The organism is Chitinophaga fulva, from assembly GCF_012927205.1.
Classification (GTDB): domain Bacteria; phylum Bacteroidota; class Bacteroidia; order Chitinophagales; family Chitinophagaceae; genus Chitinophaga; species Chitinophaga fulva.
Map to the genome: position 1 here is coordinate 1,046,934 of NZ_JABBGC010000002.1, position 11,878 is coordinate 1,058,811.

Annotated in this window: 5 protein-coding genes; 1 reads left to right on the forward strand and 4 read right to left on the reverse strand. The window is 51.1% G+C overall.

The genetic code is table 11. The annotated features are described in order from the left end of the window. Positions 1–20: 20 nt before the first annotated feature. Both HHL17_RS20790 and HHL17_RS20795 read right to left on the reverse strand, forming a co-directional pair. Positions 21–5,411 (reverse strand): T9SS type A sorting domain-containing protein, encoded by a 5,391-nt coding sequence (locus HHL17_RS20790; RefSeq protein ID WP_169226710.1) that lies wholly within the window; start codon positions 5,409–5,411, stop codon positions 21–23. Between the two features lie 21 nt (positions 5,412–5,432). Further along, positions 5,433–7,226, reverse strand: coding sequence for a hypothetical protein (locus HHL17_RS20795; protein ID WP_169226711.1), 1,794 nt, complete (start codon positions 7,224–7,226; stop codon positions 5,433–5,435). A 241-nt stretch (positions 7,227–7,467) separates the two neighbouring features. Here HHL17_RS20795 and endOF3 point away from each other — a divergent pair, with 241 nt between their 5' ends. Continuing rightward, the gene (gene endOF3 / locus HHL17_RS20800; protein WP_169226712.1) at positions 7,468–8,457 is read left to right on the forward strand and encodes an endo-beta-N-acetylglucosaminidase F3; all 990 of its coding nucleotides are present in this window, start codon (positions 7,468–7,470) and stop codon (positions 8,455–8,457) included. 89 nt (positions 8,458–8,546) lie between these two features. Here the strand turns inward: endOF3 and HHL17_RS20805 are convergent, their stop codons facing one another. Together HHL17_RS20805 and HHL17_RS20810 are read right to left on the reverse strand one after the other, a co-directional pair. Beyond that, positions 8,547–11,024, reverse strand: coding sequence for a glycosyl hydrolase family 95 catalytic domain-containing protein (locus HHL17_RS20805; RefSeq protein WP_169226713.1), 2,478 nt, complete (start codon positions 11,022–11,024; stop codon positions 8,547–8,549). A gap of 93 nt (positions 11,025–11,117) precedes the next feature. Continuing rightward, complete coding sequence (locus tag HHL17_RS20810) at positions 11,118–11,849, reverse strand: DUF481 domain-containing protein (RefSeq protein WP_169226714.1); 732 nt, start codon at positions 11,847–11,849, stop codon at positions 11,118–11,120. Positions 11,850–11,878: the final 29 nt, after the last annotated feature.

An 11,878-nucleotide genomic window follows, 5' to 3' on the forward strand; every position in this document is an offset into this window, starting at 1 on the left:
ATAATAGTTGATAAAATGTTTTAATGACTGATGATGAACCGTACGTCCCTGCTCTCATTTTCGGTGACCACCCGCAGGATGAAGATGCCATTGTTGACACTTCCCAGCGCAATACGGTCGTCCGTCTGTAAGGCAGGGCTGTAAGGCTTTTTAGCGAGGATACGTCCGTTCAGGTCGAAAACGGTCACCATCATCTGCTGTTTGCGTTTCAGTTTTATCTGGAAACGGAAATTGCCGTCATTCGGATTAGGCGACAACATCACCGTATCTATCACGGAGACGGGCACACTGAACGACGGACCGGCGAGTGGATCGTACGCGTTGATCTGAATGTCTTTGCGCAGCTGATAAGTACATTCTCCGAAAGTGGCTTTCATGGCCACCCAGTAGGAACCTGCCGCCGTAAACCTGATCAGTGGCGTGCCACGGTCATAACCGAGCAGGATAGCCTGCGGGTCGAATGTCCAGCTTACCAGGTCCGGCGCCGGGAGACTGATTTCCTTGATCACCAGCGTATCCAGCGCATTTTTCCGGGAAGCCACGAGGAAATTCACATCCGGTTTTATATTTCGTTTAGTGATGGTCGTTGTACCGTTAGCGCCACAACCGCGGGCATCCCGTACTTTCAGGGCGTACTCCCCTGCTGTAAGGTCCGCAAAACTGTTGCCGGCAGCCCATGCGCCGTTGTTCAGGGCATACTGGTAAGGCTGGGTACCGCCCTGCACGGTAGCTTCCACCGTGCCATCATCTGTCCCGTCGCATACCTGTGAACCGGTGACGGTCAGGCCCAGTGCTGCCGGCTGCGCTACCTCGTAGCTGTAAGACTGCCCGCAGCCTTTGCCGTCGGTGACTTTGACAGTATAATTGCCGGCGGTAATGTTCTGCGCCTGCGCGCCGCTCACCCCGGCGTTGCTCCATTGATAGTTATAATTACCATCGCCACCGGCGGGCTGCAACACGATAGCGCCATTGGCTTCGCCGTAACAGCGTACCGGCGTCACCGTAGCCGTGGCTGTTACCGACGGGTACATTTCTTTCACCGTAGTGACAACCGTTGCCCCGCAACCGTTCACATCTTTTACCGCCAGGGTGTAGTTGCCCACCAGCAGGGAGCCAAATGTTGGTGATGCCTGGGCTGTTCCGTTATTCATCGTATAGGCATAGGGCGTAGTACCACCGGCCGTTTGCAGCGTGATGCTGCCGGTAGGGATACCACCACAGGCCAGATGGGTGATGTCGGATACCGTGATAGAGACCGGTGCTGCCGGTTGCTGTAACACGATGTTTTTAGTGATTTCACAACCACGACCGTCTTTTATTTTCACCGCGTAATTGCCTGCCACCATACCGGTATATTGAGATGTTCCTGTATAGCCGCCACCATTAACACTGTACAAATACCCCTGATAACCGCCATCGTTACCACCAGTGGTAGTAAAACTGAAAGCGCCATCTGATAAACCATAACAGGATATCTGCTTTCCGTGGAAGTCTGAAGTAATGGCCGTAGCAGCTAACGGCGCCGCCGGTGCGGTAATGGACACCATATTGCTCACGGAAGAATAACACCCGATGGCATCTTTTACCCGGATGGTATAGTTACCCGCGCTCAATGGCGTTGTATTGGTAAAAGACGTATAGGCACCACCGTTCAGCGCATATTCATTTGTCAGTTGGCCGCTGCCGCCATGCGCCTGCACCTGAATAGTGCCAGGCGTGCCGAAGCAAATAATATCGTTCCTGGTAATATTATCAACGGCAATAGCCGGGTTCACAGAAAGTACCTGTACAGCCAGCGTATTGCCGCAGCTATTGGCATCCCGTACGGTGACGGTGTAGTTACCGGCAGTAAGACCGGAAAATACCGGGCCGGACTGCCAATCAATGCCATTCAGGCTGTATTGTAAGGCGCCGGTACCGCCGCTGCCGGTTACCGTGATGCTGCCGCCCGGAATAGCCGCGCAACGAACATCCTGTTTGCTCACCAGCTGTATGGTCAGTGCCTGTGCGGATTCGGTAAACCTGAAATTCAGGGTGGCGGTACAGCCCCGGCCATCTTTTACGGTGAACTGGTGCATGCCTGCTTTGATACCTGTGATCAGGGAAGAAGGGCCAAAGGCGCCATTGTCCATCGCATACGTATAGCCGTTGTAGGTAGCGCCATTACCACCTGTAGCGGTCAGCTGCACGGAGCCGTTATCGCCACCGGCGCAGGAAATGTTGTATCCGTTGTAGTCTGAGAATACACCGGAGAGCAACAACGGTGCTGACGGTGTTGTAATAGTAAGCTGTTTGTTATAATTCAGGCTACAGCCATGGTTGTCTGTCACTTTCAATGCATACCCCCCGGCACCCAGTGCAGCTCCGCTGGAATAGGGTTTGGAGGTAGTCCAGTTATCTGTGCTTAAGCTGTATTGATAGTTTCCGTCACCACCTGTAGCGGTCATGGCGATGCTGCCGGTAGTGCTGAAACACTGTATGTCCGTCACCGTAGCAGCCGTGAAGGCCAGCGCCGGATAGCTATGAACGATCGTCAGTGTGGTATCTTTTGTGCAGCCGTTGGCATCCGTGATATGCAGTGTATAATTGCCGGCGGGCAGGTTTGCTGCCGTGGCGCCGGTGATAGTAGCGCCGTTGAGCTGCCACCGGTAAGGCGCAGCGCCACCCATGATATTGGTGGTGATGCTGCCGGTAGACTGGCCGAAGCAGGTCACGTCCTGCTTTGTGGCGTTAATGCTCATTTGTGGCTGTACCAATGTCACGCTGCCCGAGGTCTCACAGCCACGGGCGTCTTTTACACTGAGGGCATAAGTACCGGCAGTTAAACCAGGGAATATGTTTGACGATTGATACGTACCGTTATTCAGTTTATACTGATAACCCGTATAGGTGCCACCGTTACCCCCCGCTGCCAGTATCGTGATTTTACCATCTGCCGCGCCGTTACAGGATACCTGGAATCCGTTGTAGGCCGACAATTGTGTGGTAAAACTCAATGCTGCGGCCGGCAGGCTCACATCATAGGCATTCGGCAGGTCAACGGTACAACCTTTGCCGTCTTTGATACGGAAATGGTAGCTGCCAGCTGTATGTACCTTGCTGCCCGGCGTAAATGCCGTATAGTCCGTGCCGTTCAGGGTAAAGAAATAAGTATAGGTATTATCCCCTCCACTGGCGGAGATATTAATAGTAGCGCCATCAGCGAGGCAAACCGCCGGCGTGATCGTCACCCCGCCGGACTGTAACGCCGGTAGTTCCGTGATCGTTACCGCACCGGATAGTACTGAGCAGTTGGTGGATTTACTATCTGAAACGGTTACACGATAGGTACCTGCACTCAGTGCATCGATTTTAGTATCACTATCAAACCAGAAAGGGTTGGTGGTCCAGACGCCACCTTTCAGCTGTTCCCATTTGTAGGTATAGAACCCGGAACCGCCGCTGGCTATCGCTTTTACGACGCCGTCCTGTGCCCCGTTGCAGCTGATATTGGTGGGTTGCAGGCTGACCTGCAGCACCGGTGGCTCGGTGATGGTCACTGGTTGAGAGGTGACATCAGTACAGCCGGCCACATTGTTTTGTACTGCAATGGTATAGGTGCCGGCCTGCAACCCGTTAAAAACACCGGTGCTGTTGCTCAGGGTAGGCATACCGGTACGTTGCAGCAGAAACGTGTAACTGCCGGAACCGCCGCCAGCGGAGTATTTCAGCGAGCCGTCATTTCCGCCGAAACAGGTAACCAGGTTGCGCGCGTCCTGTGTCAACGTCAATGGAGGTACAGCGTTCAGGCTCACGGTCCCGGTCCACCCCGTACAGGAAGGATAATCCATGTTGAGTATTTCCACGGAGTAATCGCCATTCCCTAAGCCGGAAAAAGTATAGTTCCGGGAAGTGGTGACAGCGCTCTGTTGCAGCAATGCAGCGCCTTTATACAGTTTGTACTGATAGTTGGTGACACCCGGATCGGCCACGATACTGATACTGCCATTGCCCGGGGAGACACAGGTAGGGTCCTGAGGTGTCAGTTGCCCTTTTACCTGCGGCGGTTGGGTAATGGTGGTTGGAACGGTTTTAATGGCGTTACAGGTACCATCTCTCACCTCTGCCACATAGGAACCGGCCGGCAATCCGGTCCAGCTCATGGCATTGCCTGCAGCACGCTGTTCCGCACGGAAAATATTACCGTCTTTTCTCAGGGTGAAAAAATACCCGGTCTTAGCGCCGTTGCCTTCGGCAGCCGTTACCGCAATAGTACCGTCGCTGCCGCCGAAACAGCTGACATTCGTAGTGGTGCCCAGGGTCTCAGACAACTCATTTAATTCGGTCATCGATACAGGCAAAGGAGTAAAACAGTTACCGGCGTTAGCGGAAGGATTGATCACCCATAACGTGTAATCGCCTTTAGGGATACTGGTGATGGATATACCCCCTGCCACCGGTACTATCCCGTTGCTCCACTGCTGCTGGTCGCCGCAGTTGGACACCGGGCCGGGCAAACCCGGATCACAGGGAGTGCTGCTGTTGCCTTTGCGCAATATCCAGCGCATCTCTGTAAAACCGCTCGTAATGGCGGTGTAAGGCAGTGTAACAGTACCATTCATTTGCCCGGGACAGTTAGGTACAACGGTCAACTGGCTGGCATCTACCTTAGGCGCCGGTGGCTGGAAAGTGATCACCTTCGTGCCCGGGGAATAAGGAGAATAACAATAAACGCTGCCATACCTGATTCTGGCACGGCAGCGGAAGGTGATGTTAGTAGTTCCGGCAGCAATTTGCGGGAACAACTTTACCGGGATGAACCGGTATTCGTAATAAGTAGTAAAGCCATATTCTGAGGGAGGTAAGTCTTTCCAGTCATTGGGAGCGCCAAGGCTGTATTGCCATTCCACAGCCATTTCACCGTTAGAAATGGGAAACAAGTCCCAGTTACCGGGCGATGTGATACTGGTCAATGCATCACCACAGATATTATTGGAGGCGGCTTCCACCGCATTGGGTGCAATCATCACATACATCAGTTTCACCTGATATCCGTTCTTGCTTACAAAATTCTGCGGGAAGTCCCGTCCCGATTGGACCCATGTCTGATCTACCGGATAACAGATCTCCAGTGAAAACGCGTCCGAAGTGGCACCATTAATATAGAAATCCAGCTGAGGCGTATAATTTGTTTCTCCCTTGTAAGTACTGGCACCACTACCGATGGGAGAATTGCCCCATACATCATATCGCTCCGGTTTAGTAGGAATACCCAGCTTCAGTACACCATTAACCGGCGTTGTATTACTGACATTGAGATAATACGTAACCGGCTGGGGCAATAACACGTTCTCGTTGATTTGACTGTACACTGACTGGCACAGCACCAGGAAGAAGGCATTAAAAAAAAGGTATTGGTAGAACTTTCTCATGAGCAGAGGCGGTTTCCGTTATCAAAATGAATAGGTATAGTTAAGTGTGCTGGTCAACTCATTGTATCCGGGTTGCGTGCCACTCGTGCTGCGCAACAGCCAGATCACAGATGCGCCAACGTTGTGGGTCCGTTTGTTGTTCAACAATCTCCGTTTATTGTCCGTGCTCACGGCTTCGTTTTGGGATTTGGGTTTGGGAGAATAGTTGACTGTCAGACCGGTATTGAACACACTGCTGTTACTGTTGGTGGTTACGCCGGTATTTTGGGAAGAAGCCTGTGTCATGTTATAGGTAGCGGTCACGCCTGTACGCAGTGTTTTATCCAGGTATTGTTTGTTGGCGCTCACACTGGGCCCCATGAAGGTGGTATTCAGTCCGGCGGCGGTATTACGGTAATAATTCAACGCGCCACTGAGTGACAGCGCCCGTGGTTGCAGGCTATAGGAGTAGCTCAGGTTGGACGTAAAAAATTTGCTTAAGTTTTCAGCAGCATCTTTGGCCGTGCTTTTATCGCTGGCATACTGATAGGAAGAATTCAGGGAGATGGTATGCTGTACCTGTTTGGTGCCGGTACGGTACATCACCATACCGTTGTAGCTGTTGTTGACCTGGTAAAAATCCAGTGTGTCCAACGGATTGGTGAAGTAAGGATCTATCAGCGGCCGTACGCGGGTATAATTGCTGAAGTTGGAATAACCGCCGTTGATGGCCCAGTGTTCATTCGGTACAATGTTCGCGTTGATGTTGGCTACGAGCCGTTGTGCATCACTGTTTTTGCTATTGTCCAAATTATTGACCTGCATCCCGGCGTTGGCGGCGATATTCACTTTACCGCCGAAGAGCTGAAAAGTTGGCGCCACGGTGATATTGCGCATATCATTCACCACATTGTAAGCGCCCAGTGTAACATAGTCTGGTGCCACCCTTTCGTAACGCAGTTGTATCGTATAAAAATTTCCGGTGTAGCCCAGTCCGGCCTGTATCGCATCAAAGTAGCGGGTGCTGCCTGTGGGGGCCAGGAACTTACCGAGGAAGTTGGAAGTGCCTCTGCTGCTGTCGATCGCGTTCTTTTCAGAACGGGTGTCGCGGTTGAGGGCGGATACAGAATACTCTACATCCACGAAGATGCGTTTCAGGAGATTCTGGCGGACGTTAAAAGCCATGGCCAGGTTTTCACGCGGCGTGATGGTGGCATCGTCCGGGATATAGGGAATAGAAGAAGCTTTGTCTTTTGCTTTGAAGAGTGATACACTATAGGCGTTGCCGTTATCTTCATATCCCATCTTCACGCCATAGCCTATACGTTCAAAAGCCGCGCGGTTATAACTCTCGGGGTTCAGCACATCATAGGGCACTGCTTTCAGCAGTTTACCGTACATGGCCGATACGCGCCATTTGCCGGGTGTCAGCTCCACCCCTACGCCATCGAACATATGCCCTGCCAGGGTATAGTTGCTGAACTGCATGCTGGTAGTGCCGAAGTAAGCCCGTGCCCATTTATAGGAAGGCGCAAAACGGAATTGGTTAAAAGGCTGGGAATAGTTACGGCCCTGATTACTGTAGCTAAAGGAAAAGGGCATATCATAACCAAACAGGTTGATGTTGAGATTACCGTTAAGATACCAGGCAAACGGATCACGGCGGCTGTCGATGCCACTGGCAGTGTACGTGGTAGTACTGGCACTGATGGAGCCACTCATGGTCACTCCCTTTTTCACGCCCAGTTGGTCCAGGGCTTGTGACAGTGCGACAGTAGAAGTTAACAGCAACAACAGGACAGACAATGCTGCCAGGCAACAGTGCTTTTTACACATGGGTATAGGGATAGGGCTTAGTTATTTCTACTCAAATATATATTTTATTTTAATTTATTAATATTATTTATTTAAAAACAGAATACAACATATGACAATCAATATATTATATCATTATCAATAATTTATACCGATAAATTTTCAAACAATTATTCCCTGCGGTTGTATTTCCATTGTTTGTTTATTCTTTTCATGTTTCAAACCCGATTCCACATTTCCTAAGCACTAAAAAGTCTAATCTATGCAGAAGTCTTCTTTACTCGCACCCGTATGGGCAGGCAGCTTGTTGCTCTTAAGTTTGTTCGCCTGTAAGAAACCCAACACCAATGATCTTTCCAAACAAACGAAAACCCAACAGCAGGCATCTACGGAACTGGCGCCATCGCAGGTATGTATCGCGTATTACATCACAGATGGCAGAAACCCCGGATTTAAACTGAAGGACATGCCCGACAGTGTAGACATGGTGGTGCTTTTCGGGCTGAAGTACTGGTCGCTCCGCGACACTACCCAATTGGCTGCCGGTACCGGCATGATGGCCAATTTCACATCATACCAGGACCTGTATACGCAAATCAAACAGCTACAGGCGAGAGGTATCAAGGTAATACAGAACATAGATGATGAGCAGAGCTGGCAAACCAATACGCCCGGCGGTTTTGCTTCTGCCAACGCTTTTGGGGACACGCTGAAAGCCTTGTTGATAGACAGAATGAAACTGGACGGTATCAGCCTGGATGTAGAACACTCCGGCGCCAAACCCAGTCCCATACCGCCGTTCCCGGGTTACAACATCACAGGCTACTACAACTGGTATAGCGCCAGCATGGCCGCCAATACACCATACCTCGCGGTAATAGGTTCACTCGCCAGGTACTTTGGCGTGGGCACCACACAACAACTGCAAATCGCTTCCGGTGTGGACGTATATGCCTGGGGACCTGTTATGAAAAACTATGGCAGCAAATTCAACTATGTGGGATTACAAACCTACAATGCAGACACCAACAGGCTGCGTATTACCATGAAGTACCTGGTAGATTCCAAAAAAATAGCGGCCAACAGAATATTGTTTGGCGCTTATGCAGAAGGTGGCTCCAGTCAGAGCAAAGACGTGGTAACCGCCAAATGGATTCCAGTACAAGGGAAAAAAGGTGGTATGTTCATCTATACCTACAACTCCAACCTGCCCTATGCAGAGGCAGTGAAACGGGCGCTCAAATCCATTTAATTAAAAAGCAGTTTTGTCGTATTGTTCAGCACCTGTTGCAGCCAATCATAATCCGGCAAAGCCTCCGATCAGAATAAGCATTTTTCGTACTACTGTTCCTGTTGCAATGTCAACTGCTCCCCTTTTGTGGTGGCAAAGGACAGTAGTACGCCTTTCAGCACCTGTGTTTTTTTACCATTGCGATACAGCGCCACTGCGCCATTCCAGGGATTATGTACTTTGCATACCCCTCCCTGTGTGGCCTCCAGCTTCACAAAAGGAATATTCCCCTGCCGCATGGCGGAGGTCACCACAAAGCCTCCCCTGCACAATAAGGCATACTGCGCATCCCATGTTTTAGGCCAGGCAGGAAACACATGGATCACATTTTCCTGTCCGGGCCCTGCGGGCACGCTCTGGCACAATGCCAGCTGCAGCGCCTCTGCGGCTCTTCCCAGCCGTTGCACGTTAGTAGTCTGATAACCTTCACTAAGGTCCATACGATTGGCCAGCACCTCTTCGTTTTTACGGCGGCGCAACTGGTTAGTCACCAGGTACTGTACCGCTTCCGGTCTTCCCAGCAACGCCCCTGTGGACGGTAGTTTGGAGAGTACATATATGCCCGCCGTACTGTCGATACCGTTATCAAAATAAGTATCGTAGGTATCGTTACCGGTTTGCTGTATGTCGCGGCTGCTTTCCAGGGTACAAAGGTCAAAGAACCAAACCGGCATGGTATTACCATCCGGATGCCAGGACGGATTGCCCTGTAGCACGGGCAACAAGGAGCGGCACCAGGTGGTTTTACCGTTCTCTTTCTGCTCCGGCAGCGGTGATAAATGATCCAGGAACTCCCGCCACACAGGCAGCATGTCGCTGTCTGTGTGCAACAGCCGCGCAGCTTTTATCACTACCGGGAAAATACCACGCATTGCGGATATCTCTTCCACCGTATTGTGCCCGTCCCATATGGATTCGTTGTCGTTGATATGATAGATATGATACCGGCCGTCCTTTTCCTTTCGGACGTTCGGGAAATTGCGGTAAAACTCCGCTACGCCTTTCAGCATCGGGTAAGCCCGTTGCCGCAGCCAGGCGGTGTCCTGCGTATATTCATAACGCAACCAATACTGATAAGCTATTTTAGCGCCACGGGAAAAAATGTGGCTTACATGCCCAAAGGTGCTGTTGCTTTTGGTACCGGTACGCCAACGGCCGTCCTTCCAGCCTTCATCCTTTTTCCAGTTCCAGCGGCTCAGGAACGGCATCTGCGTATAGGCATAATCTTTAAAGGCCTGTGAGCGCTGCTCCCAGGGTTTCCTAACCAGGTAGAGGTCCCGCATTTCTGCTGCTATACTGTCCGGTAATACCGGCGTATTGTCAAAGCCGGTTGTTTCCGGGATGTAGATGCCCGCGCTGCCCCACTGCTGCCGTGCAGCCACTGCATAAGAATCATAGGCCCTGCTGTACATATCAAACATAGGGTCCAGCAGTTCGGGATGATTGGTCTGGAACAAAGCATTGTACAGGCAACTTTGATTAGCGCCCCAATACAGGTGTCCCCATTTCCGCTCATCGCCATTGGTAGACCATAACATGCCGTTGAATTTAACGGGGTATTTTCCGCGGGAACTGCTGCCCATGATATACAGGTACCAGGCATAATGCTGCGCCACGTAATCTGCCTGCCCGTCATCACTGTGTAGTTGTATGTAGGAACGCTGCCAGAATTTCCGCCACCAGTCGCGATTATCATTCAGCAACGCTGTGAAGCCTTTTTTCCTTGCCGCTTCCAGTTTACCGATTGCGGCTTTCACCACATCTTCCGAAGGATCAAAACTGGCCGCAGTGGCGGCATATACGGTGAACTCCGGGCTACCGGGCAGCGTCCTCAGTCTGATGGAAGTAGCCGCGTTCTGCTCCGCTTCCACCGACCGGTTGCTGACGGCAGCCACCAGTGCGCTGCTGCAGTAATAACCATCTTCCCGGAATTCCTGTGTGAGTATGATGTAATCTCCCTCCTGCCGCAGTTTGCACGTGGCTACATGGCTCCCCCGGCGGGTAACGGGCATACGTAACATACGCAGTTCTGTTGTCACCGGCAGTGATGCGCCACGCCGGTCATTGATCTCCAGTGCCAGCACATCTTCCTGCTCCCATATCAGCCCCCGGGCAGATACGTTCCTCCCGGAAATGGTGGTCAGTCCATCATAACAGGACAAATGCTGATGAAATGCCGGCGCAGTAAACACGTCCTGCCCGAAATCCACGTCCATATAGCCGGTGCCACCGCAGTAGTCCGTGTTCCTTTCATAAAAACTGTTGGAAGCCGAACTGTTGCCGAATACATCTACCCGGTTCAACTGAAATTTGAGAGAGGAAGGTACTGTCCATACCAGCGTGCCCATACGGCCGTTGCCGACCGGCATTCCTTCTTCGGAACGCAACACCGGACGGACATAGTCCAGGTCCGCAGCGCCCGCGATAGCAGCATAATTGACAGTAACGGTATCTTTATCATCCGTATAGGCGTACAGGTGAGTAAGAGCACACAGGCCGATACATAACATGGAAATAAGGTGTTTCATACAGCTGGGTATTTACTGAATAACACCAAGATATCCCGGTTAACGGTCAATTGTTGATAGCAAATTGCTGAAGGATGCTGGTATTTTAGCCTGCTAGAAATACTTTTCAAAAGTGACGCCGTAATTGAACAACAGGTTTTCCCTGTCGGTACGGTTCAGTTTATTGTACGTCATAGCGGCGGTGAGGCTCAGCCAGCTGCGTAGTTTGACAGACATGCTGTTCACACAACGGATCATATAGTCATCCCCGTGTATCAGTGAATTCTGAAAGTAGTTGCTGCCTTCAAACACCACCATGTTGCGAATGGTCCACTTGTACTGCACCCGGAAGGAATTACGTACGGTGCTGTAGATGTCGGGAATGGTGTCATGCAGGAACAGGTTGCTGTTTTCAAACAGCAACCCGTCTGTGATATTAAGTATGGCATTGGGCCGGCGTACCAGGTCATAACCAACCCCCACGCCGCCCTGGAAGCGGTTATTGATCTTCAGGGAATAACTCTTGTCATAGTTGGCCAGTCCCCAGTAATAGATCTGGGCGGTATCGGTATACAGGTTAAAATCCACCGCTGCCGATACGTCATTATTGGTCAGCGATGCATTATTTTTTCCGTAAACATAACTGGCGCCGGCATTCAGCGTAGCCCTTTTCTTGCTGACTTTAAACCCGAAATTATTGTTCAACAGGTACGAGTTACCGTCGTTGGTGCGGTTAATAGACCCGGTGGATGCATATTTGAACAGGTAGTGCGTGGAGTCACTAAACTGGGCAAAACCGGTATAACCATAAAGCAGGACAACAATCAGGGCAACTATTCTCTTCATAATCAATTTCTTAATATGTTATCGGTGTT